At 68.2% G+C, this 26739-nt stretch carries 28 protein-coding genes; 22 read left to right on the top strand and 6 right to left on the bottom strand.

The features are described from left to right. Positions 1-244: 244 nt before the first annotated feature. Entirely contained in the window at positions 245-1678 is a 1434-nt protein-coding gene (locus DMH01_RS04435; protein WP_125673812.1) for a hypothetical protein, read from the bottom strand. A 149-nt stretch (positions 1679-1827) separates the two neighbouring features. Further along, positions 1828-2604 carry an alpha/beta fold hydrolase gene (locus DMH01_RS04430; protein ID WP_125673811.1) on the bottom strand — a complete coding sequence of 259 codons (777 nt, stop codon included), beginning with the start codon at positions 2602-2604 and terminating at the stop codon, positions 1828-1830. 59 nt (positions 2605-2663) lie between these two features. On the opposite strand from DMH01_RS04430, the gene DMH01_RS04425 reads away from it, so the two are divergent. The 18 genes from DMH01_RS04425 (at position 2664) to DMH01_RS04340 (ending at position 18599) form a co-directional block, all read left to right on the top strand. Then, entirely contained in the window at positions 2664-3011 is a 348-nt protein-coding gene (locus tag DMH01_RS04425) for a MerR family transcriptional regulator (RefSeq protein ID WP_125673810.1), read from the top strand. Between the two features lie 7 nt (positions 3012-3018). Beyond that, a complete protein-coding gene (locus DMH01_RS04420; RefSeq protein ID WP_125673809.1) occupies positions 3019-3567 on the top strand; it encodes an HD family hydrolase in 549 nt (182 codons plus the stop codon). A gap of 84 nt (positions 3568-3651) precedes the next feature. After that, positions 3652-4518, top strand: coding sequence for a peptide chain release factor N(5)-glutamine methyltransferase (prmC, locus tag DMH01_RS04415; protein WP_034308966.1), 867 nt, complete (start codon positions 3652-3654; stop codon positions 4516-4518). Positions 4519-4661: 143 nt separating this feature from the next. Continuing rightward, positions 4662-6647, top strand: a complete 1986-nt coding sequence (locus tag DMH01_RS04410) for a M6 family metalloprotease domain-containing protein (RefSeq protein ID WP_125673808.1) — start codon at positions 4662-4664, stop codon at positions 6645-6647. 106 nt (positions 6648-6753) lie between these two features. After that, entirely contained in the window at positions 6754-7404 is a 651-nt protein-coding gene (locus DMH01_RS04405) for an L-threonylcarbamoyladenylate synthase (RefSeq protein WP_125673807.1), read from the top strand. 73 nt (positions 7405-7477) lie between these two features. Then, the gene (locus DMH01_RS04400; RefSeq protein WP_125673806.1) at positions 7478-8629 is read left to right on the top strand and encodes a glycosyltransferase family 4 protein; all 1152 of its coding nucleotides are present in this window, start codon (positions 7478-7480) and stop codon (positions 8627-8629) included. A 56-nt stretch (positions 8630-8685) separates the two neighbouring features. Further along, entirely contained in the window at positions 8686-9141 is a 456-nt protein-coding gene (locus tag DMH01_RS04395) for a hypothetical protein (protein ID WP_063277148.1), read from the top strand. A gap of 377 nt (positions 9142-9518) precedes the next feature. Then, positions 9519-10316, top strand: coding sequence for a F0F1 ATP synthase subunit A (gene atpB, locus DMH01_RS04390; protein ID WP_125673805.1), 798 nt, complete (start codon positions 9519-9521; stop codon positions 10314-10316). 61 nt (positions 10317-10377) lie between these two features. Further along, on the top strand, positions 10378-10632 hold the full coding sequence (locus DMH01_RS04385; protein ID WP_063277150.1) for an ATP F0F1 synthase subunit C: 255 nt from the start codon (positions 10378-10380) through the stop codon (positions 10630-10632). A 33-nt stretch (positions 10633-10665) separates the two neighbouring features. Next, complete coding sequence (locus DMH01_RS04380) at positions 10666-11220, top strand: F0F1 ATP synthase subunit B (RefSeq protein ID WP_125673804.1); 555 nt, start codon at positions 10666-10668, stop codon at positions 11218-11220. A 6-nt stretch (positions 11221-11226) separates the two neighbouring features. Next, positions 11227-12048: a F0F1 ATP synthase subunit delta gene (locus DMH01_RS04375; protein WP_125673803.1), complete on the top strand. Its 822-nt coding sequence runs from the start codon at positions 11227-11229 to the stop codon at positions 12046-12048. Between the two features lie 54 nt (positions 12049-12102). Beyond that, positions 12103-13740 carry a F0F1 ATP synthase subunit alpha gene (gene atpA, locus DMH01_RS04370; RefSeq protein WP_125673802.1) on the top strand — a complete coding sequence of 546 codons (1638 nt, stop codon included), beginning with the start codon at positions 12103-12105 and terminating at the stop codon, positions 13738-13740. Between the two features lie 11 nt (positions 13741-13751). Continuing rightward, positions 13752-14690 (top strand): F0F1 ATP synthase subunit gamma, encoded by a 939-nt coding sequence (locus DMH01_RS04365; protein WP_125673801.1) that lies wholly within the window; start codon positions 13752-13754, stop codon positions 14688-14690. Next, complete coding sequence (atpD, locus tag DMH01_RS04360; protein ID WP_125673800.1) at positions 14690-16114, top strand: F0F1 ATP synthase subunit beta; 1425 nt, start codon at positions 14690-14692, stop codon at positions 16112-16114. Before DMH01_RS04365 ends, atpD begins: the two co-directional genes overlap by 1 nt. Positions 16115-16228: 114 nt before the next feature. Next, complete coding sequence (locus DMH01_RS04355) at positions 16229-16594, top strand: F0F1 ATP synthase subunit epsilon (RefSeq protein ID WP_044852809.1); 366 nt, start codon at positions 16229-16231, stop codon at positions 16592-16594. Between the two features lie 25 nt (positions 16595-16619). Then, positions 16620-17054: a DUF2550 domain-containing protein gene (locus tag DMH01_RS04350; RefSeq protein ID WP_039915170.1), complete on the top strand. Its 435-nt coding sequence runs from the start codon at positions 16620-16622 to the stop codon at positions 17052-17054. A 75-nt stretch (positions 17055-17129) separates the two neighbouring features. After that, positions 17130-18365, top strand: a complete 1236-nt coding sequence (gene aroA / locus DMH01_RS04345) for a 3-phosphoshikimate 1-carboxyvinyltransferase (protein ID WP_125673799.1) — start codon at positions 17130-17132, stop codon at positions 18363-18365. An 81-nt stretch (positions 18366-18446) separates the two neighbouring features. Beyond that, positions 18447-18599, top strand: coding sequence for a hypothetical protein (locus DMH01_RS04340; RefSeq protein WP_233621396.1), 153 nt, complete (start codon positions 18447-18449; stop codon positions 18597-18599). 32 nt (positions 18600-18631) lie between these two features. On the opposite strand, the gene DMH01_RS04335 is transcribed toward DMH01_RS04340, so the two are convergent. After that, a complete protein-coding gene (locus tag DMH01_RS04335; RefSeq protein ID WP_034308929.1) occupies positions 18632-19204 on the bottom strand; it encodes a cob(I)yrinic acid a,c-diamide adenosyltransferase in 573 nt (190 codons plus the stop codon). 61 nt (positions 19205-19265) lie between these two features. Here DMH01_RS04335 and murA point away from each other — a divergent pair, with 61 nt between their 5' ends. Next, entirely contained in the window at positions 19266-20540 is a 1275-nt protein-coding gene (gene murA / locus DMH01_RS04330; protein WP_125673797.1) for a UDP-N-acetylglucosamine 1-carboxyvinyltransferase, read from the top strand. 63 nt (positions 20541-20603) lie between these two features. Here murA and DMH01_RS04325 read toward each other — a convergent pair whose 3' ends face one another. The 3 genes from DMH01_RS04325 to DMH01_RS04315 form a co-directional block, all read right to left on the bottom strand. Continuing rightward, positions 20604-21476: a trypsin-like serine protease gene (locus tag DMH01_RS04325; protein ID WP_125673796.1), complete on the bottom strand. Its 873-nt coding sequence runs from the start codon at positions 21474-21476 to the stop codon at positions 20604-20606. Between the two features lie 77 nt (positions 21477-21553). Continuing rightward, entirely contained in the window at positions 21554-22210 is a 657-nt protein-coding gene (locus DMH01_RS04320; protein ID WP_233621395.1) for an LPXTG cell wall anchor domain-containing protein, read from the bottom strand. A gap of 61 nt (positions 22211-22271) precedes the next feature. Next, positions 22272-22895 (bottom strand): LysE family translocator, encoded by a 624-nt coding sequence (locus DMH01_RS04315; protein WP_125673795.1) that lies wholly within the window; start codon positions 22893-22895, stop codon positions 22272-22274. Positions 22896-23211: 316 nt separating this feature from the next. Between DMH01_RS04315 and DMH01_RS04310 the strand changes: the two genes are divergently transcribed. The 3 genes from DMH01_RS04310 to DMH01_RS04300 all read left to right on the top strand — a co-directional run bounded on the left by DMH01_RS04310 (position 23212) and on the right by DMH01_RS04300 (position 26649). After that, on the top strand, positions 23212-23763 hold the full coding sequence (locus DMH01_RS04310; RefSeq protein WP_125673794.1) for a hypothetical protein: 552 nt from the start codon (positions 23212-23214) through the stop codon (positions 23761-23763). 98 nt (positions 23764-23861) lie between these two features. Next, on the top strand, positions 23862-24485 hold the full coding sequence (locus tag DMH01_RS04305; RefSeq protein ID WP_125673793.1) for a hypothetical protein: 624 nt from the start codon (positions 23862-23864) through the stop codon (positions 24483-24485). A gap of 142 nt (positions 24486-24627) precedes the next feature. Further along, positions 24628-26649, top strand: coding sequence for a protein meaA (locus DMH01_RS04300; protein WP_125673792.1), 2022 nt, complete (start codon positions 24628-24630; stop codon positions 26647-26649). The last annotated feature ends 90 nt before the right edge of the window (positions 26650-26739 follow it).

Raw genomic sequence — 26739 nt, 5'->3', positions numbered from 1 at the left:
TTCGTGGAAGGCCTGTGCCCAGGATGAGCAGAGCCAAGAACGTGGCATGATCGCCCAATCCACATCATGAACGTCTGCGGTAGCGAAGTGTTTCCAGTTTGTGAGGACTTGGACTGATAATCTCGCGTGCGACCGGAGCTTCCACTGTCCGAAGGACTTTCGGAAATTCGCGGGCTTCGTTGTATGCGCTGTCGCCGAGTGGTGCCATCTTGCTTGAAACGGGCCCGCCGATCGCGAATGAGCGTCAGCCGGAGATGGTCGCGGTCACCGGCTCGCGTTTCTCGGCCGCCGACGGTTTGTCAGGGCGTCGCGGAAGGAACGAGAGCGCGGCGAAGGCGGCGGCGAGCAGGGTCGGGAAGATCGTCAGCTGCTGGTGTTTGATGTTCTCGATGCCTTCCGCGAGGCCGGAGACCAGGAATTGACCCATCGCGAACAGCAGGAACATGAGCACCACGATGCCGATGTCGCGGCGCCCGGTGCGGTTCCGGAAGGCGCGGAGTCCCGCCCAGCCGACGAGCAGCCAGATCGGCAGCAAGGCGAACAACCCCAGCGGCGCGATCCAGCCGGTGATCCCGGACAGGACGGGGATCCGATACTCCTTGGCCATCGGCGGCTGCCCTGCGTGCTCGCCGAAGCTACCGAGGTTCGGCACCCGCGCGGTCAGCGTCTCCTGCGCGGACCGGTGCAGTACCTCGACCACGCGCGCCGGATGATCGAGGTAGTACCGGGCGACGTTGCGGCGGCTGATCTTGTCGCGGTACCGGGCGTACTCGGGGTCGTGCCAAGCCGCGTTCGAACTCCACCAGTCGGTGCCGACGTAGGCCGCGAATCGAGGCGGGAGACCCAGCGCCGCGAGGTCGCCGGTGGTGTCGTGTTTCCCGTCCACGATCCCGTTGAACACCACGTGGTACATGTTGGCCTCGCGGTACTCCGCGTTCGCCGAGTCGCCCGCCCCCTGCACCAGGGCCGTGCCCGTGCCGACGACGGCGAGCACGGCCAGCGGCAGGGCCCACCGGGCCAGGCCGCGGCTGCCCGGCGGCCGGACGAACAGCAGTGCGAGCGCGAACACCGGGATCAGCAGCAGCGTCTGCGATTTCGCGTTGATCCCGATCATCGCGCCGAGCACGGTGACCGCGGCGCCGGCGTACCGCCACGGCCCGGTGCGGTGCATGAGCAGGAGCCCGCCGGCGAGCAGGATCATCCCGACGAAGGCGGCGCCCTCGCTCAGCACCGAGGCGAAGTAGCCGAAGAAGGCCGAGTCCGCCACGACCAGCAGCAGCGCGACCGTGGCGATGACGCTGTCCCGGACCGAGAGGCGCAGGCCCGCCACGATCGCGGCGATCCCGCCCGCGACCAGCAGACAGCCCAGCACGCCCAGCACCAGCAGGTCCAGGATCGCCGACGAGCCGAGCAGCTGCCCGATCTCGCTGGCGATCTTGTCGATCCAGCTCTGGCTGGAGATGTACTCGCTGTTGCAGAACGGGGCGGGGCCGTAGGAGAAGCGGACGAAGTACTCGGTAGGCCTGTCGAGCTCGCGGGCGCCGAGCTGGCACAGGAGGCGCCAGCCGTCGCCGTTGTCCGCCATACCGATCGGGCGCGGAACAAGGAAACGGACGAGCAGCACACCCAGCGCGGCGGAAAACACGCCGAAGGGCAGCCAGATCTCCCGATACCTCATCCGGGCCACCATAGAATATTCGTCCCGGTGATCGGGTCGGCACCCTCTGTGCGCCAGGACAACGCCTGGTGGAGCACATGATCGCGCGGTGGCCACGCTCCCTGTGTCGAGCAGGCGGACACGCGTGATCCGGCTCCGCCGCGGTTCCCTTACCGATCGACGCTCCCGGTGAGGAACTTCTGGATCACGCCGAGCCATTCGTCGCGGGCCTCGGTGCCGATACCGTGACCGGCCTCGATCTCGACCAGTTCGGCGCCGGGGATCCCGGCCGCGAGTTCGCGGGAGTGGACGGGCGGGGCGAGGCCGTCGAGTGTCGTGGCGATGACGAGGGTGGGGACCGAGATCCCGGCCAGTTCGGCGCGGGTGTCGACGCTCGCGACCAGGCCCACGTGTTCGGGGCTGCCGTCCGGGATGAATCCGGCGAGTCCTTCGATGGCGGCTTCGAGCTCCGAGGGCGTCAGCGCGTTCAGGTGCTTCTCGCCGGTGGCGGCGAAGGTGAGGAACTTCGCCAGCAGCTTCCGATCGCCGCCCAGCAGTTCGCGCCAGATGTCGACGGCCAGCAGGAGCCGGTTGTCCGGTTTCGTGAACCCGGCGGTCAGGATGAGCCCGGTGACCCGATCGGGGTGCCGGGTCGCGGCGCGGACGGCGACTCCGGTGCCGAGCGAGTAGCCGAGGATCGCGAAGCGTTCGAGGCCGGCGTCGACGGCGATGGAGACCAGTTCGTCCGCGACGGCGTCGAGGTCCAGTGGCTCGGTGCTGCGCGGCGTGGCCCCGGAGCCGGGGTAGTCGGGGCCGACGACGGTGTGGGTGCGGGCGAGGTCGTCGAGGATGCTCCCGAAGTTGCCCTCGACACTGCCGCCACCGCCGTGGGCGAGCAGCAGGCCGGGACCGGAACCGCGGACGACGTGCGCGAAATGATTCGTCATGCCGTCGACGTTAGGTACTGACATCGATGTGAAGGTCAAACTCGGATGACGGGGGTCACATGCTGATCGGCGAGCTGTCCCGGCGGACCGGCGTGAGCCAGCGGCTGCTGCGCTACTACGAGGAACAGGGGCTTCTGGTCTCGCGGCGCGACTCCAACTGCTATCGCAGCTTCGACGAAGACGCGGTCACCACCGTGCGGCAGATCCGCGCGCTCCTCGCGGCCGGGCTGAGCACGCAGGTCATCGCGAAGGTGCTGCCGTGCGCGAACGGCGAACTGCCGGAACTCGACCTGTGCCCCACGGTCGTCGGGGAGATCCGGCGCGAACTGGCCGAAATGGACGACCGCATCGACACCCTCCGGCGGCGGCGCGGGACACTGGCCGGATATCTCACTCTCGACGCGTAGGAGAACTGTGGAAGCCCTGGCCAGATTCGGGTTCGAACTGGGTGTGCTCAAGCGGATCCGGCGGGCCGGGTGGTGGCAGGCGGGGGTCCGCGATCCCGAATCGGTCGCCGAGCACACCGTCCGGGTCGCCCAGCTGGCCGGTCTGCTCGCGGCCGAGGGCGGCGCCGACCCGGCGAAGGCGGCGTACCTCGCGCTCTGGCACGACACACAGGAGACGCGGACCGGAGACCTTCCGCACACGATCAAGGGCTTCGTCGAGAAGCCGGATCCGCGCGCGATCACCGCCGCGCAGACGTCGTCGCTTCCCGGTGCGGCGCGTGATTCGGTGCGCGACGCCGTCGACGAGTACGAGTCCGCGGAGAGTCCGGAGGCGCTCTACGCGCGCGACGCGGACAAGCTGGAGATGTTGCTTCAGGCCGTCGAATACCGCGATGTCGGTGTACGGAACGTGGACGAGTGGATCGCTTCGGCGACGAAGAGCCTTCAGACCGACCTGGCGCGGCGTGTGGCCGAAGCGGCACTGACGTTGTCGTCGCTCTCGTGGCGGGTCAGGTGAAAGGAATCGATACCCTGGGCCCGCGTGTATCGACCCCGGCACGCGTGCCTCGTGTGTCAGGCTTGACTCTGTGAAGGAACACCAGTGAACCGGCAGCCGTTGCGCCTCGCCATCATGGAAGCGACCCGCATCCTCACCGAGGCCGGTGTGGCGTCACCGCGTTCGGACGCGGAACTGATCGCCTCCCATGTCCTCGGCGTCGAACGCGGCCGCCTGCCGATGGTGCCGCTGGTGGACCCGCCCGTCATCGACGCGATCGGCCAGCTCGTGAACCAGCGGGCCAAACGGATCCCGTTGCAGTACCTCACCGGCTGGGCCGCGCTCGGCGACATCACGGTCAACGTCGGCGCCGGGGTGTTCGTGCCGCGGCCGGAGACCGAACTGCTCCTGGAATGGGGCCTCAAACTGCTGCACGGGCGCGAGTATCCGGTGGTGGTCGACCTGTGCACGGGATCGGGCGCGCTGGCGCTGGCCGTGCAGCACGCGCGGCCGGACGCCGTCGTCTACGCGGTCGACATCGACGCGCAGGCGCTCGCGTGGGCCCGGCACAACGCGGACGTCCACGCCGACGCGGGGGACACGCCCATCCGCCTGTACTCCGGCGACGTCGCGGACAGCACGATGTTCGCCGAGCTCGACGGGCTCGTCGACCTGGTCCTGTGCAATCCGCCGTACGTCCCCGAAGGCACGCCCGTGCCGACGGAGGTCGCGGAGCACGACCCGCCGCGGGCGGTGTTCGCGGAGGAGAGCGGGCTGGCGGTGATCCGGCACGCGATCGCCGCGGCCGCGCGCCTGCTGCGGCCCACCGGCGGGATGGCGATCGAGCACGACGACACGCACGGTTCCGCCGTCCCGGCGCTCGTGCGGGCGCGACGGGTGCTCACCGACGTCCAGGGACACCTCGATCTCGCCGGACGGCCGCGGTTCGTCACCGCCCTGCGGGTCTCCTGAACCCGTGCATTTCGTCCTCTGGATGCGGTACTCGGGGGATAGTTAGCGAGACTCACGACTTCCGGCGGTGCCCACGGCAAAGCCCACCTCCTAACGTCGATCACGGCCGCCTCATCGGCGGTCCGACTGGGAGGTGTACCCCGATGCGATCGTCTCTCCGACGAGCCCCACTCAGAACACTCGCCGTCCTCGCCACCGTCGCGCTGCTGCCGGGTCTGGTCGCCCAACCCGCGTCCGCCGCGGTGCCGGTGAAAGGCTGGCCCGCCCCCATCGACGGGTCGACCTGGGAGAACCAGGACCACATGACGTGGGACGACTACCGCAAGCCGCCCGGCACCAACTGGGCCGATCCTTCGCTGAAGCCGACGAAGCGGACGTTCAAGGGCGCCGTGGTGCTCGCGGACTACCCCGATCAGGAGTTCGCGGTCACGCAGCCGACGCATTCGACGGTGTTCGGCAACCCCGGCCCCGCCGCCAGTAACATCCCCCGCGCGAACGTCGCGAAGTTCTACCAGGACTTCCTCAACAAACCGCAGGCGCTGAACCAGGGCCACACCATCAACGAGTACTGGATGGAGGACTCCGGCGGCCGGATGGGCGTCGAGCTGACCGCGTTCGGGCCGTACCGGCTGCCCGGCAAGTCCTTCGAATACGGCATGGAGTTCCAGCCCGACGCCTGTCCGCCGGGCGCGAACTGCAAGCGTGACCTGCGCGCGGACGCGGGCGCCGCCTGGCGGGCGGACGTGGGTGACGTCTCCAAGCAGTTCGACTTCATCTTCTATCTCTCCGCCGGTCAGGACGAGAGCGCGACCTGGCAGGAATTCGGCGTGATGAAGTTCGGCGAGCCGGGGAACGTGCCCGACGAATTCGGCCCCGGTGTCGCGGGAATGCCGAACGCCGCGTCCACCCGGTACGTTCCGTGGACGTCGTGGAAATCGGCGGCGAGTATCTGGCCGAACGCGGTCACCGGTTCCTCGACCCAGGCCGAAAGCTCGGGTCAGGCGGTTTATGCGCACGAATTGAGCCATATCCTCGGTATCGGTGACAATTACAACAACCCGTTCGGCACGCCGCCTTCCAGGACCTACACCGGTCCGTGGGAGATGATGTCGCGCGGCAGCTTCAACGGCCCCGGCGGACCGCACACGCGCTGGCAGATCCCGGCGACGCAAGGCGGCTCGATGGGTTCGCATCACATGCTGCGCACCAAGATGAAGCTCGACATCATCGACCCCGAGGACGTGCTGAAGCTCGACCGGAACCAGCTCGCCGAGACCGGCCCGGTTTCGGCACGGGTCACGGCGCGTTCCGTCCTTCCGGGACAGGGCGCCTACAGCGGGATCAACATCGCGCTGACCGGCGGGGACCTTTCGCCGAAATGCGACCGGTCGAAGGATCCGTTCTGCGACGGCGGCGGATACCACAATTACACGGTCGAGGTCGTCGACCGGATGGGCAGTGATTCCTTCGCCCCCGATTCCGGGGTCATCATCGCGAAGACCAAGAACCAGGACAACGCGCCGTTCGAATGGATCGTCGACGCGAATCCGGCCGACATCGGTATGACCGACTACAAGAAACCGGACGGCACCGCGGTGCCGATCACCATCGGCGACTACCGCCAGCTCAACGACGCGGCGTTCAAGGCGGGCACCGGTTCCGCGAGCAAGTACGAGTACACCGACGAGGCGAACAGGCTGAAGTTCCTCGTCTCTGACGTCGAGCGCGACCGCAAGGGCGTGCTGTCCTACGTCGTCACGGTGGCTTCGCTCGACGGCGCGGGCTCGCGGGCCAGGGGTGTTTCGCTGTGGCCGTCGGCCCCGGCGTTCGCCAAGCAGGGGCTCGCGAGCTGCTCGTTCCCGGTGCTCAACACCGGTGACGCGAAGGGCGCGGCGGCGCCGTTCAACACCGACACCTACCGCCTGAGCGCGTCCACCAACGCCAAGGGCTGGGAGGTGCGGCTGCCGAACGAGCTGTCCACCGTCCCGTTCGGCGGGCGGTCTTCGGCGACGGCGCACGCCAAACGGGCCGCGGGCGGTGACCACGTCGCGCACATCAAGCTGACCGCGACGTCGATCGCGGACCCGGCGAAGACGGCGACGTCGTTCTGCACCGCTTTCGCCTTCTGACGGTTGCTGAAGGGGCCCTTCGCCGCATGCCACGCGGCGAAGGGCCCTTTCGGTGCATCGCATGCGGGGAAAGGGCCCTTCAGCCCCCGGGCTAGGCTCAAGGGCCATGAGCGCGGTGTACGACTGCAGCAAGCATGAATCCCGGGCCGACGGCCTCGCCGCGGCGGCGAGCGCCGTGCGTTCCAGCCGTCTCGTCGTCCTCCCGACGGACACGGTCTACGGCATCGGCGCGGACGCCTTCGACGGCGGCGCCGTCCAGTCGCTCCTCCGGGCCAAGAACCGCGGCCCGGACATGCCGGTCGGTGTCCTGGTCGGCTCCTGGTCCACTGTGGACGGACTCGTGCTCGGTACGCCGCCGCAGGCCCGCGCGCTCATCGAGGCCTTCTGGCCCGGCGACCTCTCTATCGTCCTGCCGCACGCGCCGAGCCTGCAGTGGGATCTCGGCCAGTCACGCGGAACGGTGATGCTGCGGATGCCGCTGCACCCGGTCGCGCTGGAACTGCTGCGTGACGTCGGCCCGATGGCCGTCTCGAGCGCCAACGTCTCCGGGCAGCCGCCCGCCTCGACCGCGCAAGAAGCCGTCGATCAGCTCGGCGACAGCGTCGCGGTGTACCTCGACGGCGGCTCCACCGGGGAGCCCGTTCCGTCCACGATGGTCGATCTCACCGGCGACGACCCGGTCATCCTGCGGGAGGGCGCGGTCAGCCGCGCCGCCGTCGCGGAAGTACTGGGCGTGCCCGCGGAGTCACTGGCCTAGGACCGTTGGCCGCGGTATCCCCCCAGCGCGGTAGCGTGTTCGAGTGACTTGGACCTCGGCGGCGTAACGCATCATGCCTCCTACGCAAGGCCTCCCGATCCGGGAGTACCTCCTCGTCGCCCTCACCGCGGCGGCCGTGACCTTCCTGCTCACCGGCGTCGTGCGCCGGGTCGCGATCCGGATCGGCGCGATCGCCAACCCGCGGGCCCGCGACGTCCACGTCACGCCGATCCCGCGGATGGGCGGCATCGGGATCTTCCTCGGCGTCGCCGCCGCGATGGGGCTCGCGCACCAGTTGCCCGCGTTGAGCCGAGGTTTCGACTTCTCCTTCGATTCGCTGGGCGTCCTGCTCGCCGCGGGCGTGATCTCCCTGATCGGCGCCCTCGACGACCGATTCGAGCTGGACGCCTGGACGAAACTGGCGGGCCAGGTCATGTGCGCCGGGATCCTGGTGATCTTCGGTGTGCAGTGGGTGTCGTTCTGGGTGCCGTGGGGCGGCGGTGGCGAGTCCTTCGGCCAGGTGCTGGTGCTGGACAAGAACCAGGGCGCGCTGCTGACCGTCGTGCTGGTGGTCGTCATGGTGAACGCGATGAACTTCGTCGACGGCCTCGACGGGCTCGCCGGCGGCCTCGGCTTCATCGCCGCCGCGGCGACGTGCTCCTTCTCCCTCGGCCTGCTCGATTCCTCGGGTGGCGACGTCGGCGCGTACCCGCCCGCCCTCATCGCCGCCACGCTCGCCGGGGCCTGTCTCGGTTTCCTGCCGTACAACTTCCAGCCCGCGAAGATCTTCATGGGCGACTCGGGTTCGATGATGATCGGTCTCATGCTGGCCGGCGCGACGACGTCCGCGTCGGGCCGCGTGCCGTACCCGCAGTTCAGCGGCAAGGACGCGCTCGCGCTGCTCTCGCCGCTCGTCGTGGTCGCCGCGGTGCTGTTCGTGCCGATGCTCGACCTGATCATGGCGGTCGTCCGCCGCACCCGGCGCGGCGAGAGCCCGTTCGCCGCGGACAAGATGCACCTGCACCACCGCCTGCTGGAGATCGGCCACTCCCAGCGCCGCGCGGTGCTGCTCATCTACTTGTGGGCAGGCCTGCTCGCGTTCGGCGCCGTTTCGGTCACGCTGTTCGACAGCGCCGCGGTCTTCTGGATCGTCGGTTTCGGTTTCCTGCTGGCGACCCTGGTGTCGATCGTGCCGAGGCTGCGGTCGCGGAACCGGACCGTCTGAACGCCGCGAGCGGCACGGGCCTACACTGGCGGGCTGAGACGACCAGGGAGTTTTCTGTGAGCGAGACCGAGAAGACCGTCGAGGCGGAGGAGAACCCTCACGCCAAGGTGGTCCTGCAGGCGGCCAACGCGATGACGAAGGCTTCCCTGAAGCTGGTTCCGCCCGCGGTGCTGATCTGCATCGTGGTGTTCACCATCCTCAATGGACTCCCGGGCCTGCTCGGCTCGGTCGTCGGCGGCGTGCTCGCCATCGTGTCCGCTCTCGCGACGCTGGGCCTGATGCGCTTCAGCGCGGGCATGGACCCGATGTTCGTGATGGTGATCGCTCTCGGTGGTTACGTGCTCAAGATCGTCCTTCTTTTCGGGGCGCTGACTCTGCTGCGCGGAGTGAGCTCGATCCACCCGATGGCCTTGGGTGTCACCATGATCGTCGCGATCCTCGTGGCCGCCGCGGTGGAGTTCGCGGCCTTCCGCAAGACCAAGATCCCGACGATCATCCCCGCTTCCCGCTGAGCGCGGGACCGAGGTCCTGACCTGGGGCGGGACCTAGGTCCTCGGCCGATCGGGGGCAATGTAGTACGCCTGTACGGCCCGTCGGAACCTGCTGATATGGTCCGCGTATGGGCGGCGGCCTCGGCTGCCGGCTCCTGATGACGAACCCCGAACAGCAGTGTGGCGACGGCGTTGAATCGTCCCCTTACCCGCTGGTAGGCGTCTGTCTCCCGGGAGCACTGCATCGAGAATCCTCGTGTGCGGAACGTGAAGCCGTGTTCAGCACATCGTGGGGTGGCCGCCTCCGACGGCCCGATACGTGTCGGGTACGTTAAGTCCAGATCGTGACGATTCCCCCGGCGGAGTGAACGCCGGCCGGGAGAACCGGAAGGAGCCCAGTGGGCGCGCTGGTACTAGCCGAGGGTGCGGAGTTCGCGCCGCCTGGTGTCAAAGACTTCAACCTGCCGCCGTTGTTCGGTTCCGGCTATTGGTTGAGCTTCACCAAGCCGATGCTGCTGGTGGTCATCTCCCTGATCATCATCGTCACCTACTTCATGGTGACGTCGCGCCGCCTCAAGGTCGTCCCCGGCAAGGGACAGTTCATCGCCGAAAGCATTTACAACTTCGGCCGTAACAACATCGCGCGTGAGCAGATCGGATCGGCCGACTTCAAGCCGTTCATTCCGCTGATCCTGGGGCTGTTCAGCTTCGTGCTGGTGAACAACCTCTTCGGGATCATCCCGTTCTTCCAGTTCCCGACCATGGCGCGAATCGGCTTCCCGGTCGCCCTCGCGTTCCTCGTCGTTTACCCGGTGTACCACTACGTCGGGTTCAAGCGCCACGGTTTCAAGGGTTACCTCAAGAAGGAACTGGCTCCGGCGGGTATTCCCGGATTCGTTCTGCCGCTGTACTCCACCATCGAGTTCGCGCAGAAGTTCTTCATCGCGCCGGCCACCCTGGCCATCCGAGTCTTCGCGGCGATGTTCGCCGGGCACCTCATCATCATGGTCTTCACGCTCGGCGGGAGTTTCCTGCTGACCGAGGGCGAAGGACTCGTGAAGGTCGCGTCACCGGTGGCATTCCTCTTCGCCATCGCGATGACCTTCCTGGAGGCATTCATCCAGATCCTGCAGGCGTACATCTTCGCGCTGCTGTCCGCAGGGTACATCGGCGCCGCACTGGCGTCGGAGCACTGAGAAACACCAAAAGCCCCCGATCCGCGTGAGTCGCGCGGACCGAGTTTGAAGGGAAACGCACGTGAGCAACATCGTTCTTGCGCAGGCCGCCACCGAGGCCGTCAGCATCAACAAGGGTCTTGCCGCCATCGGTTACGGCCTCGGCGCGATCGGCCCCGGTATCGGTGTGGGTCTCATCTTCGCCGCGGTCATCAACGGAACCGCCCGTCAGCCGGAGGCCCAGGGCAAGCTCCAGGGCATCGCCTTCTCGACCTTCGTGCTGACCGAGGTGCTCGCGCTGATCGGTATCGTCATCTACTTCCTCGCCTCCGCCTAGGGCTGAGTTCCGCTCATCGCTTAAGGAGACGTTGTGCTGAAGACCGAATTGGTGTTGGCCGCCGAGGCGCCCAACCCGATCGTGCCGCACGTTCCCGAGCTCATCCTCGGGTTCATCGCCTTCCTTCTGCTGCTGTTCGTTCTGAAGAAGTACGTGGTCCCTCGTTTCGAGGCGACCTACGAAGAGCGGACGAAGCTGATCGAGGGCGGCATCGAGCGGGCCGAAAAGGCTCAGGCCGAAGCCGAAGAAAACCTTGCGCAGTACAAGGCGCAGCTGGCGGAAGCCCGTTCCGAGGCCGCGAAGATCCGCGACGACGCCCGGCTCGAAGCCGAGCAGATCAAGGCGGAGCTGCGGGCCGAGGCGGAGTCCGAGTCCCAGCGCATCGTCGCCCAGGGCCAGGCTCAGCTGCAGGCCCAGAAGGCGCAGATCATCGCCGAGCTGCGCGCCGAACTCGGCCGTAACTCCGTCGAGCTGGCCAGCCGCATCGTCGGCGAGTCGCTCGCGGACGACGCGCGCCGTCACGGCACCGTGGACCGGTTCCTTGCCGAGCTGGAGACCGCGGGCGCCTCCAACGGAGCGGGGAAGTAGACCAGAATGACGCTGCATGCTGCGAGCCGTGAAGCGCTCGACCTCGCCGAGAAGCGTCTCGGCGAGGTTCTGGCCGCCGCGGGTACGGACCCGGCGACGGTCGGCGACGAGCTGCTTTCGGTCGTCGCCCTGCTGGACCGGGAGATCGGCCTGCGCCGGGCCGTCGCCGACGGTTCGGCCTCGTCCGAAGCCCGGATCGGCCTCGCCCGCGGGATCCTCGCGGGCAAGGTTTCCGAGCCGGCCCTGCAGGTGCTCGACTCCGTGGCGGGCAGCCGCTGGTCGAGCCCGCGCGAACTGACCGACGGGCTCGAGGCCCTCGGCCGCTCGGCGCTGCTCACCAGTGCGGAGAAGTCCGGGAACATCGACGCTGTCGAAGACCAGCTGTTCCGGGTCAGCCGAATCGTCGTGGGTGAGCCGGAGCTCGAACGGGCACTGGCCGACCTGACCGCCCCCGCGGAGGCGAAGCGGACCCTGGTCCGCACCCTGTTCGCCGACAAGGTGGACGTGGTCACCAAGACCCTCGTCGAGCAGGTCGTCCTGCGCGCCAAGGGCCGTGGGGTCGGCAACGCCCTCGAAGAGCTGGTCCAGCTGGCCGCGGAACGCCGTGAACGTTCGGTCGCCCGGGTGACCAGCGCGAGCGCGCTGTCCGACGAACAGCAGGCTCGGCTGAGCGAGAAGCTCAACGCCCTTTACGGGCGGCAGCTCGCGCTGCACGTCGAGGTCGACCCGTCACTCGGCGGCGGACTCGTCGTCCGCGTCGGCGACGAGGTCATCGACGGCAGCACCGCGGGGCGCATCGACGCCCTGCGTCGCCGGTTGGCCGGCTGAACCCACAACAACGACTTTGCACACTGGCACGAACGAAGCGAGAGCGGGAACGAAATGGCGGAGCTGACGATCTCCTCGGATGAGATCCGTAGCGCGATCGAGAACTACGTCTCGAGTTACGCCCCGGACGTGAGCCGGGAAGAGGTCGGCGTCGTCGTCGACGCCGGTGACGGTATCGCCCACATCGAGGGTCTTCCCTCGGCGATGGCCAACGAGCTGCTCGAGTTCCCCGGCGGGGTCCTCGGCGTGGCGCTGAACCTGGACGCGCGCTCCATCGGTGCCGCGATCCTCGGCGACTTCGAGACCGTCGTCGAAGGCCAGGAAGTCAAGCGGACCGGTCAGGTCCTCTCGGTTCCGGTCGGCGAGGGCTACCTCGGCCGGGTCGTGAACCCGCTGGGCGCCCCGATCGACGGCCTCGGCGAGATCGAGACCACCGACCGCCGCCCGCTGGAGGTCAAGGCCGCTTCGGTGGTCGAGCGCCAGCCGGTGTCGGAGCCGCTGCAGACCGGTATCACCGCCATCGACGCGATGACGCCGATCGGCCGTGGCCAGCGTCAGCTGATCATCGGTGACCGCAAGACCGGTAAGACGGCCGTCGCGGTGGACACGATCATCAACCAGAAGGCCAACTGGGAGACCGGCGACCCGAAGAAGCAGGTTCGCTGCATCTACGTCGCGGTCGGCCAGAAGGGCTCCACGATCGCCGCGGTGAAGAAGTCCCTCGAGGACGCCGGAGCGATGGAGTACACCACCATCGTCGCGGCCCCCGCGTCGGACTCCGCCGGCTTCAAGTGGATCGCGCCGTACACCGGCTCGGCCATCGGCCAGCACTGGATGTACGAGGGCAAGCACGTCCTCATCGTGTTCGACGACCTGACCAAGCAGGCCGACGCGTACCGCGCGATCTCGCTGCTGCTGCGTCGCCCGCCGGGCCGTGAAGCCTTCCCCGGCGACGTCTTCTACTTGCACTCCCGTCTCCTCGAGCGTTGCGCGAAGCTCTCGGACGAGCTGGGCGCGGGCTCGCTGACCGGTCTCCCGATCATCGAGACCAAGGCGAACGACGTGTCGGCCTACATCCCGACGAACGTCATTTCGATCACCGACGGTCAGTGCTTCTTCCAGTCGGACCTGTTCAACGCCGGTCAGCGCCCGGCCATCGACGTGGGTATCTCGGTTTCCCGCGTGGGTGGTGCCGCGCAGGTCAAGGCGATGAAGGACGTTTCGGGTTCGCTCCGTATCGACCTGTCGCAGTACCGCGAGCTGGAGGCCTTCGCGGCCTTCGCCTCGGACCTCGACGACGCGTCGAAGGCGCAGCTCGAGCGTGGTGCCCGTCTGTACGAGGTGCTCAAGCAGCCGCAGTACTCGCCGATCCCGGTCGAGGAGCAGGTCGTCACGGTGTACCTCGGCACGAACGGTCACTTCGACACCGTTCCCACCGAGGACGTGCGTCGCTTCCGCGACGAGTTCGTCGACTCCGCGCGTCGCAAGCACGGAGAGCTCCTCAAGGACATCCGCGAGTCGGGCAAGTTCTCCAAGGAGACCGCTTCCGGGCTGGTCGACGCGGTGAACGAGTTCAAGAAGGAGTTCACCACCTCCGAGGGCAAGAGCCTGGTCGAGGTCTCCGACGCGATGGACGCCGAGAAGGTCGGGCAGGAGACCGTCAAGGTCAACAAGCCCGCCCCGAAGAAGTGAGCTGATAGCTCATGGCCGCACAACTCCGAGAACTCCGGTCGCGTATCAAGGCGACCAAGTCCATCGGCAAGATCACCAAGGCGATGGAGCTCATCGCCACCGCGCGCATCACCAAGGCGCGGGCGAAGGTCGCGGCTTCCCGGCCGTACTCGGACGAGATCACGAACGTGCTCTCGGCCCTGGCCGGAGCCTCGGCGAACCTCGACCACCCGTTGCTGGTCGAGCGTCCGAACCCGAAGCGCGCGGCGGTCCTCGTGATCACCAGCGACAAGGGTCAGTGCGGTGGGTACAACTCCAACGTGCTGAAGGCGACCGAGGAGCTCCTCACGCTGCTGCGTGAGCAGGGCAAGGAGCCGGTGCTGTACGTGACCGGCAACAAGGGCCTGAGCTTCTACCGGTTCCGCGGGCGTGAGGTGGCCGAAAGCTGGACGGGATTCTCCGACCAGCCCGGTTACGTCAACGCCGCGGAGGCCGGTGAGCTCATCGTCGAGTCGTTCCTGAACGGCGCCGACGACGAGGCGGGCAACGCCGACGGCATCCTGGGTGTCGACGAGATCCACGTCGTCTACACCGAGTTCGTCTCGATGCTCACCCAGCGTCCCGTCGCCAAGCGCGTCGCGCCGCTCGAGGTCGAGTACACCGAGGGCGAAGAGGAGAAGCCCGACAGCCTGCTCCCGAGCTACGAGTTCGAGCCCAGCGCCGACAAGCTGCTCGCCGCGTTGCTGCCGAAGTACATCAACACGCGGCTCTTCGCGGCGATGCTCGAGTCGGCGGCGTCCGAACTCGCGGCCCGCCGCACCGCGATGAAGGCGGCGTCGGACAACGCGAACGAACTGGTGAACACGCTGACGCGGGAGGCGAACCAGGCCCGCCAGGCGCAGATCACCCAGGAGATCTCCGAAATCGTCGGTGGGGCGAACGCTCTCACCGCAGCAGGAAGTGATGACTGATGACCAGTACTGAAGCCCGTGCCAAGGGGCGCATCGTCTCGGTGACCGGCCCGGTCGTCGACGTCGAATTCCCGCGCGGTTCCGTTCCCGACCAGTTCAACGCGCTCAAGGTCGAAATCGAGTTCGAGCAGCTCCGCAAGACGGTGACGCTCGAGGTCGCCAGCCACCTCGGTGACAACCTCGTCCGCACCATTTCGCTCCAGCCGCAGGACGGCCTCGTCCGTGGCGCCGAGGTCACCGACACCGGCGGCCCCATCACGGTGCCGGTCGGCGACAAGGTCAAGGGCCACGTCTACAACGCGCTCGGCGAGTGCCTGGACGAGCCCGGCTACGGCGATGACCTCGAGCGCTGGGGCATCCACCGCAACCCGCCCTCCTTCGACCAGCTCGAAGGCAAGACGGAGATGCTGGAGACCGGCCTCAAGGTCGTCGACCTGCTGACCCCGTACGTGCAGGGTGGCAAGATCGGCCTGTTCGGCGGTGCCGGCGTGGGCAAGACGGTGCTCATCAAGGAGATGATCACCCGTGTCGCCCGGAACTTCGGTGGTACGTCGGTGTTCGCCGGTGTCGGCGAGCGCACCCGTGAGGGCAACGACCTCTTCCTGGAGATGTCCGAGGACGGCGTCATCAACGACACCGCCCTCGTCTTCGGTCAGATGGACGAGCCGCCGGGCACCCGTATGCGGGTCGCGCTGTCCGCGCTGACCATGGCGGAGTACTTCCGCGATGTGCAGAACCAGGACGTGCTGCTCTTCATCGACAACATCTTCCGGTTCACCCAGGCGGGTTCCGAGGTGTCGACCCTGCTGGGCCGCATGCCTTCGGCCGTGGGTTACCAGCCGACGCTGGCCGACGAGATGGGTCAGCTCCAGGAGCGGATCACCTCGACCCGTGGTCGTTCGATCACCTCGATGCAGGCGATCTACGTCCCCGCGGACGACTACACCGACCCGGCCCCGGCGACGACGTTCGCCCACCTGGACGCCACCACGGAGCTTTCCCGTGGCGTGTTCCAGAAGGGCATCTTCCCGGCGGTGGACCCGCTGGCGTCGACGTCGACCATTCTCGACCCGGCCATCGTCGGTGAGGACCACTACCGCGTGGCCTCCGAGGTCATCCGGATCCTGCAGAAGTACAAGGAGCTGCAGGACATCATCGCGATCCTCGGTATGGACGAGCTCTCGGAAGAGGACAAGCTCACCGTTCAGCGCGCGCGCCGCATCGAGCGGTTCCTGTCGCAGAACATGCTGGTCGCCGAGGCGTTCACCGGTCAGCCGGGCTCGACCGTGCCGCTGTCGGAGACCATCGAGTCCTTCGACCGCATCACCAAGGGCGACTTCGACCACTACCCGGAGCAGGCGTTCCTGGGTATCGGTGGCCTCGAAGACCTCGAGAAGAAGTACAAGGAAATCACCAAGAAGTGATGTTCCGATGAGCGGCGGGATCAGTGTCTACTGTGGACGCTGGTCCCGTCGTTCGCATACAGGGAACTTTGACTATTACACTCGGTGCCAGCACCTGAGGTGAAGGGAAGCTACGTGGCTGAGATTTCTGTCGAGCTGGTAGCCGTCGAGCGCCGTCTGTGGTCCGGTACCGCCACGTTCGTGGTGGCGCAGACCACCGAGGGCGAGATCGGCATCATGGCCGGTCACGAGCCGGTTCTCGGCCAGCTCGTCGAGGGTGGCGTCGTGAAGGTGACGACCACGGACGGCGAGACCGTGACCGCCGCGGTGCACGGCGGGTTCCTGTCGGTCACCGCGACCGGCGTGAGCATCCTCGCCGAGAGCGCGGAGCTTTCGGACGAGATCGACGTCGATGCGGCCAAGAAGGCGCTGAGCGGCGAAGACGAGCAAGAGCGGGCTAGGGCGACCGCCCAGCTTCGCGCGGCCGGTCAGTCAGTCTGACCGGGCGAAGGACAGGGGCCGGGCCGTGGAAATCGCCGTGGGTGTTCTCGGGGCCCTGACCATCCTGGCCGTCGTCGTGGCCTGGTATTCGTTGCGGTGGGTCCGGATGCGCCGCGGTGGTGGCGTGAGTGTCGCCCTGCGGTGGCGTCCGGACGAGGCGCGGTCCAGCTGGCATCTGGGGCTGGGCCGCTACGAGGGCGACGAGTTCGTCTGGTTCCGCGTGTGGAGCCTGCGGACCGGCCCGGACCGGGTCTTCCAGCGGGCGAGTATGGAGATCGCGGACCGGCGCGATCCCTCCGGCACGGAGGCGTACGCCGTCCCCGAAGGTTCGATCGTCCTGCGATGTGAGTCCGCCACGCAGGAGGCGATCGAGATCGCGATGGGCCCCGGTGCCCTCACCGGTTTCCTCTCCTGGCTCGAATCGGCCCCGCCCGGGCGCCGCCTCCCGCGCGCTTCCTGAGTTACGCCTTCAATCACGCGAGTTCGCCCTCTGATCACGTGAGTTCGCCGTTCGAGCACGCCGTATGCTCACGCCGTGACCATCGTCGACATCCCCGGTTCGAAGTCGATCACCGCCCGAGGCCTGTTCCTCGCGGCCGCCGCCCACGGGACGACCGTGCTGGGCAGGCCGCTGCGCTCGGATGACTCCGAGGGCTTCGCCGAAGGCCTTCTCAAGCTCGGCTATCAGGTCTCCCGCACCGACGGGGAGTGGACGATCGATGGCAGGCCCGAGGGCCCCGCCGTCGACAGCGCCGACGTCTTCTGCCGCGACGGCGCCACCACCGCGCGGTTCCTGCCCGCGCTGGCCGCCGCCGGGCACGGCACCTTCCGCTTCGACGCCTCCGAGCAGATGCGCGCCCGGCCGCTGGGGCCGCTGACCGACGCGTTGCGGGAGCTGGGTGTCGACCTGACCTTCGAAGGCTCGCCGGGCCACCATCCGCTGGTCGTGCGGGCCGACGGGATCAAGGGCGGGGAACTGACGCTGGACGCTGGGCTGTCCTCCCAGTTCCTGACCGCGTTGCTGCTGGTCGGGCCGCTGACCGCCGAGGGACTGCGGATCACCGTGACGGACCTCGTTTCGGTGCCCTACGTCGAGATCACCATCGCGATGATGCGGCGCTTCGGCGTCGAGGTCGTCCGGGACGGCGACACGTTCGTCGTGCCGCCCACGCCGTACCGGGCTTGCCACTACGAGATCGAGCCCGACGCTTCGACGTCCAGCTACTTCTTCGCTGCCGCCGCCCTGACCGGCAACTCGGTGACCGTGCCGGGCCTGGGTGACGGTGCCCTGCAAGGAGATCTGGCCTTCGTCGAGGTCCTACGGCAGATGGGCGCGGACGTCGAGGTTGGCCCGGACGCCGTGACCGTGACCGGGACGGGCGGGCTGCGCGGCGTCACAGTGACCATGCGCGACATCTCCGACACCGTGCCGACGCTCGCGGCCATCGCGCCGTTCGCGGACGGGCCGGTGCGGATCGAGGACGTCTACAACACGCGGATCAAGGAATGCGACCGGCTCGCGGCCTGCGAGGAGAACCTGCGCGCGATGGGCGTTTCGGTCGAGACCGGGCGGGACTGGATCGAGATCCAGCCGGGTGTGCCGACCGGGACCCTGGTGAAGTGCCGGCGGGACCACCGGATCGCGATGGCGTTCAGTGTCACGGGGCTGCGGACGCCGGGGATCACGCTGGACGACCCGGGTTGCGTGAAGAAGACGTTCCCCGGCTTCCACGACGCCCTCGCTTCGCTGCGGGCCTCCTGGGGACTCTGATTACGGCAGAGGAAACATGGGATCATCACGAAGCGGCATTTCTACCGGCCTTCCGACGTGATGCACGTCTATTCTCGGTCTATGACTCAGAGCGAGGACACGAACCGCTGGAGCCACCTTCCCGAAGCCGTGTCCCTGGAGGACACGATCACGATGAAGGCGATCGACCCGGGCAAGGACGGCACGCCCGAAGTCGACCTCGAGCGCTATTGGGCAGCACGGGAACAGGGCTGAACGTGAGCTGAAGGACGCGGCGAAAGCGTCCTTCAGCTCGCCCCGCCGGGCTGCCACAGGATGTCGCCGTCCGGATTCGCCAGCCGCGACAGGATGAACAGCAGGTCCGAAAGCCGGTTCAGGTACTTGATCGCCAGCTGGTTCGTCGCGGCCTGCTCGGCCTCGAAAAGCGCCCAGCCGGACCGCTCCGCCCGCCGCGCGACCGTGCGGGCCTGATGCAGGAACGCCGCACCCGGGGTGCCGCCCGGCAGGATGAACGACGTCAGCTTCGGCACGCGCTCGTTGAACTCGTCGCACCAGCCTTCGAGCCGCTCGATGTACCGCTCGGTGATCCGCAGCGGCTCGTACGGCGGGTTCTCCACGATCGGCGCGCACAGATCCGCGCCGACGTCGAAGAGATCGTTCTGGACCGCACGCAGCACCTGCGTGATCTCCTCGGGAAGACCACCCATCGCGAGCGCGAGCCCGATGACGGAGTTGGCTTCGTCGACGTCTGCGTACGCACCCAGCCGTGGCGACGTCTTCGGCACCCGGGAGCCGTCGCCGAGCGCCGTGGTGCCGTTGTCGCCGACCTTCGTGTACACGCGGTTGATGCGAACGACCATGAAGCCGACTCTACCGGCCCGGCGTAAGGCAAATCCGGGCGAGAGGGCATGATTGGCGCCCATGAGCGAGCACTTCGACGTGCACGGCGGAGCTCGGCTGGTCGGCGAGGTCGACGTGGTCGGGGCCAAGAACAGCGTCCTGAAACTGATGGCCGCGGCCCTGCTGGCCGAGGGTACGACGACCATCACGAACTGCCCCCAGATCCTGGACGTCCCGCTGATGGGCGACGTCCTGCGCAGTGTCGGCTGCGACGTCGTCATCGACGGCGACACCGCCAAGATCACCACTCCGGCCGAGCTGTCGCACCGGGCCGATTCGGCCGCGATGGGCAAGCTGCGCGCGTCGGTGTGCGTGCTGGGTCCGCTGGTCGGACGGCTCAAGCAGGCCGTCGTGGCGCTGCCGGGCGGCGACGCCATCGGTTCCCGCCCGCTGGACATGCACCAGAACGGCCTGCGCAAGCTGGGCGCCACCAGCACCATCGAGCACGGCTGTGTCGTGGCGAAGGCCGACGGGCTGCGCGGCGCGCAGATCTGGCTGGACTTCCCGAGCGTCGGCGCCACCGAGAACATCCTGATGGCCGCCGTGCTCGCCGAGGGCACCACGGTCATCGACAACGCCGCGCGCGAGCCCGAGATCGTCGACATCTGCACGATGCTGACCGAGATGGGCGCGAAGGTCGAAGGCGCCGGCACCTCGACCCTCACCGTCGAGGGCGTCGAGAAGCTGCACCCCACCGAGCACCGCGTGATCGGCGACCGGATCGTCGGCGCGACCTGGGCGTTCGCCGCCGCGATGACCAGGGGCGACCTGACCGTCCGCGGCGTCAACCCGCACTACCTCGACCTGGTCCTCGACAAGCTCCGCCTGGCGGGCGCCGAGGTCGAGACGTTCGACGGCGAGGGTTTCCGCATCGTCCAGAACGACCGGCCGAAGGCCGTCGACTGGGTGACGCTGCCGTACCCCGGTTTCGCGACGGACCTGCAGCCGTTCGCGGTGGCGTTGTCCGCGGTCTCCGAAGGCACGTCGATGATCACGGAGAACATCTACGAGGCCCGGTTCCGGTTCATCGAAGAGATGATGCGGCTTTCCGGCGACGCGCGCACCGATGGCCACCACGCCGTCGTGCGTGGCGTGGAGAAGCTCTCGAGCGCCCCGGTGTGGGCCGCCGACATCCGCGCCGGTGCCGGGCTGGTGCTGGCAGGCCTCTGCGCGGACGGCGTCACCGAGGTCTGGGACGTCTTCCACATCGACCGCGGTTACCCGCACTTCGTGGAGAACCTGAACCGGCTCGGCGCCAGGATCGAACGCGTGGCCGGGGAGCCTGATCGGGCTTGATGACACGCGCGTGAAGGCCCCCTTCCCTCGGCTCAGCCGAGGGAAGGGGGCCTTCACGCGCGATCAGGGCAGGGCGACGAACGGCGCGAGGAAGTCCCGCGACGTCGGCGAGTCCAGCCGGTAGGTGACGTTGGTGGCGTAGCAGGGCCCGTCGCCGGTGATGGTCGTCGACACCAGGACACGCTTGCCGCCGATGGTGGCGAAGTTCGGCCCGCCGGAGTCGCCGTAACAGGCGCCGCCGTTGCCCTGGGGCGCCGTCATCGCCAGCCGCACCCACGTGTTGTTCAGCGCGTTGAAGGTGACGGGCGCCTTCATCCGGACCCCGCCGCCCGGATGGGTGTGCCCGCCCGGCCCGTTCACGGCTTCCTGCGTGCCGTAGCCGGCGACCACGAAGGGCGTCGAGTTCAGTGCCTGCGGCCCGAGCGCGTCGAGTTGGCCGGCGCTCGGCAGCGTGGCGGGAGTGAAGGTCCAGCGCGCGGACATCTGTTTCGCGGGCACCTGGACGACGGCGATGTCGTGCGAGTCGGCCGAGTTGCCGGGGTAGCCGGGCTCGTTGTGCGCGACGCCTTCCACGGCGACGGCCTTGGCGATCGCCGCCGGGTCTCCGGGGTACTTCTTCGCCGCCGCGTCGAGACCCGCTTGCACGTCCTGGTCGAGCGAGACGAAGAACCGCACGTCGGCGGGCCAGTCGGTGGTGCAGTGCGCGGCGGTGAGGAACGTGTCGGCGTCGACCATCGTGCCGGAGCACACCCAGTCGACCCGGTCGGGGGTGGCGGGGTCGCCGTCGTTGTCCCAGGTCGCGACGAGGGCGCCGACCTCGGTGCGCTCCGGCGCGGGCGTGGCGTTGTAGGAGTTGATCGCGGGCGCGGCGGTGGCGCCGCCCAGCAGCAGGGCGGCGGCCAGCGCCGCGACGGTGGCGGCGGGGGTGAACCTCACGAACGGCCTCCTCGTCTCGTGCTTCTGGAGACGGGATTCAACGTGGTGGACGCGCGAAAGTCATCCGCCGAAAGTAGTCACGCGTCCCTGCGCCGCCGGGTCCCCGCGTACAGCGCGGCACCCGCGGCCAGTGAACCCAGCCCGGTCAGCAGCACGGGTTCGAGATCGAAACCGGTCTTGGCCAGCGAAGGAGGGCTCGCGACCGCGCTGACCGCGCTGCCGGCGCGAGGTGCGACGGCCGCCGCCGGCACGACCGCGGGGCGCACGACCTCACCATGCGGTCCCCCGGGCGGGGGAGGCTCGGCCGGCGGGTTCGTGGCGGGCGGTGTCCGGTCCGGCACGCAGGCGGTGTGCGCGGGATTGCCGCGCCCGACGCCGTGGTTGCGGTCGCATTCGTAACCCGCGTTGGCATCCGAGCCGCTGGGCAGCTGTCCGGGCGGGTTCTTGTTGTCGGCCTTGCCGACGCAGCCGGCGCAGGGCTTTCCGGCGGCTTCGCCACCGCCGTTGCCGTTGGCCGACGGTGAGCCGTCGCGTGTGGAGTCGTAGGGCCCGTGCTTGTTGGCGCCGTGCCCGGAGAAGTCCGCTTTGGACGGAGGCTGCGGTTTGGTGGTGTCCTGGGCGCGTCCCGGCGGGGCGCCGCCGTTGCCACGCTCGCCGGCGTCGGCGGGAGCAGCTCCGAGAAGAATGAGGGAGAAGGCGGCTCCGGCGAGAACGCCGTAGGTCTTCTTGTTCATCGAAGCCTCCTAAGGTCGCGCCATTGCGACATCCGGGGTATCGCGTAAACGACCGAAGGGGTTACTCGAGTACGAGAGCCGCGCCGAATCCGACCAGCGCGGTCCCGGTGACGCCGTCGAGCGCTCGCCGGACCTTGCGGCGTTCCAGCCAGGCCCGCACGCGGTGCACGAAGAACAACAGCGTCAGCAGCCAGATCGCGCCCAGCACCGCGACGGTGTAGGCGAGCAGCAGCGCGTGCCAGGCCGACGTCGTCACGGGGTCGAGGAACTGCGGCAGCACCGAGAGGTACAGCACGAGCACCTTCGGGTTGGTGATGTTGGAAAGGAAGCCCTCACGGAAGCGGCGGAACCCGCTCGACCGTTGCTGCTTCACCGCCGCGACACCGGAGTAGTCGCCTCGCCACGCGCCGCGCAACGCCTGGAAACCGAGGAAGACCAGGTAGGCGGCGCCAACCCATTTGAGCGTCACGAACACCGGCTGCGATTGCGCGATGACGACGCCGAGGCCGAGCGCGGCGGCGGTGCCCTGGACGGCGTTGGCCACGAAGATCCCGGCCGTGGCGAGGAAACCGCCGCGGGTGCCGCCGGAGAGCGAGTTCTTGAGCATCACCATCGTGTCCGGCCCCGGCGCGAGGACGATCAGGACGACGATGACCAGATAGCTGCTGTACGAACTCCACGTCACGGTCACCCACGCTAGACGCCGGGCACGGACGGAGTCTCGCGGATTTCGGTCACAGTCCCGGTGCCCCTTGGCGTCGAGTGGGCTTCGCCGTAGTTCGGTGGGCTCGGTACCGGAGCGCCGGTGCCCGCCAGAAGTACATGAAGGCCCCCTTCCTTGCGCCAGGCGCAAGGAAGGGGGCCTTCATGTACTTGGGGAAGGTAGTGAAGGAGGCCTTCACGGACTTACCCGCGACGACTCGGATAGGTCCGTTCGGCCCGGTATTTCACCGACGAACGGACACTGTCGCCCGCCCCCCGGACGGGTAGTGTGCCGTGGCATGCATGAGGGGCAGATCGACCTCCGTCCTGGCGAACGGGTCATCTGGGCCGGGCAGCCGGTGCGCAGGCCCCTCTTCAATCCCGGCGACCGGTTCAACGTCCCCGTCGGTCTGGTCTGGCTCGGTGGTGTCACGCTGTTCTTCGCCGCCAACCACGACACGGCGTTCCACCTGGCCGCGTGGGTCGTGCTCACCGCCGCGGGCGTCTTCCATCTCGCCGGCAGGCCGCTGATCCGCTACCTCAGGCTCGCCTCGACCACGTATGCCGTGACGGACGGCCGGGTCATCGCGACCAGTTCGCTCGTCCGCCGCAAGGAGGAGTCCGCGGCGCTGGCCGGGCTGGCGGATCCCGTCGTCACGCCCGGGCCGGGCAAGACCGGGACGATCACCTTCGGCAGGCTCGGCGTGCTGGCGTGGGCGTCGGCGAACTTCGGTGCGGGTACCGGGAAGGATCGCGAGCCGCCGGTCATCCTCGTGGGTGTCAGCGACGTGGCGAAAGTGCGGGAGAAGCTCGCGAAAGCCGTGGACGAGGCACGAAACCGCACTCCTTAGCGAGCGCCGGGCGGCCACAACACCTTCACAACATTTCCGGGTGGTGCCGGATGTGACTCTCTCTCCTCGTTGGCACGGATTCCCGACAGGAGAAAGAAATGCGCAAGCTTTGGAGCAGAACCTTCGGCCTGCTGGCCGCGGGCGGACTTTTCGTCACCGTCGCACCGGCGACGGCGGTGGCGGCGCCACCCAACTTCAGGGTCGGCATTCAGCTGGCCGACAACGGCGGCCGGGGAGGATTCGGGGTCGAGCAGTTCACCGGGTTCGCCAACTTCGGCACCAGCGTGTCGCAGTGGGCCGGGGACAGCAACAACTTCGACCCGGACGGGGCCAGGATCGATCTCAATCCCGCGTTCGGCGGCGGTCTGCTGAACCAGGTCGACTTCCGCATCGGCGGGCAGGCCCGCGACCGGGGCAGGGAACTCGGCGCCGTCGCTTACACCCCTTGGGCGAGTCAGGGTGGCGGCACGACCGATCTGATCACCGACAGCAACTCCTTCGACCCGGACCAGTACCGGCTGTTCCTGGAGACCCGGCCGCTGCCACCCGGGGTCGAGATCAGCGACCTTCGCCTGTCGATCCTGGCCGTCGACCGCGGCGAACCCGAGGGAGTGCCCGCCTTCACCCGTTGGGCGAGCCAGGGCGGTGGCCAGAGCGACTTCGCGCTGGACGCCAACGCCTTCGACCCGGACGGGTTCCGGATCGGACTCGAGGTCGTCTGATGCCGGGTGCCCGGGTCCCGTGTCGTCCGTCCGGGGCCTGGGTACCTTCCAGCCAGAATGACCCGACTGTGTCTGATTCAACTACGCGGCCGATGTTACCGGCCGGTACACTCAGGCGGTCGTCCAGCGCCGGAGGTGTACCGTGCCCTATCCCACGGACCGTGAACGGGACCGCCCCTGGGTGATGCGGACCTACGCGGGCCACTCGTCCGCGGCCGCGTCCAACGAGCTGTACCGCCGTAACCTCGCGAAGGGGCAGACCGGCCTCTCGGTCGCCTTCGATCTGCCGACGCAGACCGGCTACGACCCGGATCACCAGCTGTCCAAGGGCGAGGTCGGCAAGGTCGGCGTCCCGGTTTCGCATATCGGCGACATGCGGCGCCTCTTTGACGGCATCCCGCTCGCCGAGGCCAACACGTCGATGACGATCAACGCGCCCGCCATGTGGCTGCTGGCGCTCTACGTCTCCGTGGCCCGCGAGCAGGCCGAAGCCGAAGGCCGTGACGTCGACGAGGTGCTGGCCAAGCTCACCGGCACCACGCAGAACGACATCATCAAGGAATACCTCTCCCGCGGCACCTACATCTTCCCGCCGGGCCCGAGTCTCCGCCTGATCACCGACATGATCGCGTGGACCGTGCACCACGTGCCGAAGTGGAACCCGATCAACATCTGCAGCTATCACTTGCAGGAAGCCGGCGCGACGCCGACGCAAGAGGTCGCGTACGCGTTGTGCACCGCCATCGCCGTCCTCGACGCGGTCCGCGATTCCGGACAGGTCGAGCAGGCCGACATGGCCAAGGTGGTCGCGCGGATCTCGTTCTTCGTCAATGCCGGCGTGCGGTTCGTCGAAGAGATGTCGAAGATGCGCGCGTTCACCGCGCTCTGGGACGAGATCACGCGGGATCGTTACGGCGTAACGGATCCCAAGGCGCGGCGGCTGCGTTACGGCGTGCAGGTCAACTCGCTGGGCCTGACCGAGGCGCAGCCCGAGAACAACGTCCAGCGCATCGTGCTGGAGATGCTCGCGGTCTCGCTTTCCCGCGGTGCCAGGGCCCGCGCGATCCAGCTGCCCGCGTGGAACGAGGCGCTCGGCCTGCCCCGGCCGTGGGACCAGCAGTGGGCGCTGCGGATGCAGCAGGTGCTCGCGTTCGAGACCGACCTGCTGGAGTACGAGGACATCTTCGACGGCTCGCACGTCATCCAGGCCAAGGTCGACGAGATCATGGCGGGCGCGCGCGAGGAGATCGCGCGCGTGCAGGATCTCGGCGGCGCGGTCGCGGCCGTCGAGAGCGGCTACATGAAGTCGCAGCTCGTCGCCTCGCTCGCGGAGTACCGGCGCGGTATGGAGAACGGCGAGCGGATCCTGGTCGGGGTCAACAAGTTCGAGACCACCGAGCCGTCTCCGTTGCAGGCCGAGGGCGCCAAGGCGATCGAAACGATCGACCCCGCCGTCGAAAAGCAGGCCGTCACCGCGATCGAGGAATGGCGGACGCGGCGCGACAACGCGGCCGCCGAGGCGGCGCTGGAGAAGCTGAAGTCCATCGCGAAGACGTCGGAGAACCTGTTCGAGGCCACGATCGACTGTGCCCGCGCCGGGGTCACCACCGGCGAATGGTCGGGCGCCCTGCGCGAGGTGTTCGGCGAATACCGCGCTCCCACCGGGGTTTCCGCGTCGGCGGCCGCGGGCGAGGGCAACGAGGAGATCCGCCGGGTCCGCGAGCGGATCAAGGCGACGAACACCGAGATCGGCGAGCGGCTGCGGATCCTGGTCGGCAAACCCGGCCTCGACGGGCACTCGAACGGCGCCGAGCAGGTGGCCGTGCGGGCGCGCGACGTCGGTTTCGAGGTGGTGTACCAGGGCATCCGGCTCACCCCGGAGCAGATCGTCGCGGCCGCCGTCCAGGAGGGCGTGCACGTCGTCGGGCTTTCCGTGCTCTCGGGTTCGCATCTCGAAGTCGTGCCGCAGGTCGTGGACGGTTTGCGGGCCGCGGGCGCGGGCGACATCCCGGTCATCGTCGGCGGCATCATCCCGCCCGACGACGAGAAGCTCCTGCTGGAGCGGGGGGTCGCGAGGGTGTTCACGCCGAAGGACTACGAACTCACCGACATCATGGACGGAATTGTCGGATTGGTGCGGGAGCGCCACGGCCTGAGCACATAAAGTCACCGTAAATCTCGGTCCCGTAACGGCAGGTGGTTCGCCACCCGCTCACACTGCCCGCGCCAAGGTACCCACCTACGTTTCGATTAA

The organism is Amycolatopsis sp. WAC 04182, assembly GCF_003947465.1.
GTDB lineage: Bacteria > Actinomycetota > Actinomycetes > Mycobacteriales > Pseudonocardiaceae > Amycolatopsis.
This window is presented reverse-complemented; position numbering and strand designations above follow the sequence as displayed.

Excerpts from the sequence above, each read along its gene's own strand:
- DMH01_RS04435 (WP_125673812.1), bottom strand. The coding sequence starts at position 1,678 with ATGAGGTATCGGGAGATCTGGCTGCCCTTCGGCGTGTTTTCCGCCGCG.
- DMH01_RS04400 (WP_125673806.1), top strand. The coding sequence starts at position 7,478 with ATGCCTCCTACGCAAGGCCTCCCGATCCGGGAGTACCTCCTCGTCGCC.
- DMH01_RS04320 (WP_233621395.1), bottom strand. The coding sequence starts at position 22,210 with ATGAACAAGAAGACCTACGGCGTTCTCGCCGGAGCCGCCTTCTCCCTC.
- DMH01_RS04310 (WP_125673794.1), top strand. The coding sequence starts at position 23,212 with ATGCATGAGGGGCAGATCGACCTCCGTCCTGGCGAACGGGTCATCTGG.
- DMH01_RS04405 (WP_125673807.1), top strand. The coding sequence starts at position 6,754 with ATGAGCGCGGTGTACGACTGCAGCAAGCATGAATCCCGGGCCGACGGC.
- atpD (WP_125673800.1), top strand. The coding sequence starts at position 14,690 with ATGACCAGTACTGAAGCCCGTGCCAAGGGGCGCATCGTCTCGGTGACC.
- DMH01_RS04365 (WP_125673801.1), top strand. The coding sequence starts at position 13,752 with ATGGCCGCACAACTCCGAGAACTCCGGTCGCGTATCAAGGCGACCAAG.
- DMH01_RS04340 (WP_233621396.1), top strand. The coding sequence starts at position 18,447 with ATGACTCAGAGCGAGGACACGAACCGCTGGAGCCACCTTCCCGAAGCC.
- DMH01_RS04425 (WP_125673810.1), top strand. The coding sequence starts at position 2,664 with ATGCTGATCGGCGAGCTGTCCCGGCGGACCGGCGTGAGCCAGCGGCTG.
- murA (WP_125673797.1), top strand. The coding sequence starts at position 19,266 with ATGAGCGAGCACTTCGACGTGCACGGCGGAGCTCGGCTGGTCGGCGAG.
- atpA (WP_125673802.1), top strand. The coding sequence starts at position 12,103 with ATGGCGGAGCTGACGATCTCCTCGGATGAGATCCGTAGCGCGATCGAG.
- DMH01_RS04430 (WP_125673811.1), bottom strand. The coding sequence starts at position 2,604 with ATGACGAATCATTTCGCGCACGTCGTCCGCGGTTCCGGTCCCGGCCTG.
- DMH01_RS04375 (WP_125673803.1), top strand. The coding sequence starts at position 11,227 with ATGACGCTGCATGCTGCGAGCCGTGAAGCGCTCGACCTCGCCGAGAAG.
- DMH01_RS04305 (WP_125673793.1), top strand. The coding sequence starts at position 23,862 with ATGCGCAAGCTTTGGAGCAGAACCTTCGGCCTGCTGGCCGCGGGCGGA.
- DMH01_RS04335 (WP_034308929.1), bottom strand. The coding sequence starts at position 19,204 with ATGGTCGTTCGCATCAACCGCGTGTACACGAAGGTCGGCGACAACGGC.
- DMH01_RS04410 (WP_125673808.1), top strand. The coding sequence starts at position 4,662 with ATGCGATCGTCTCTCCGACGAGCCCCACTCAGAACACTCGCCGTCCTC.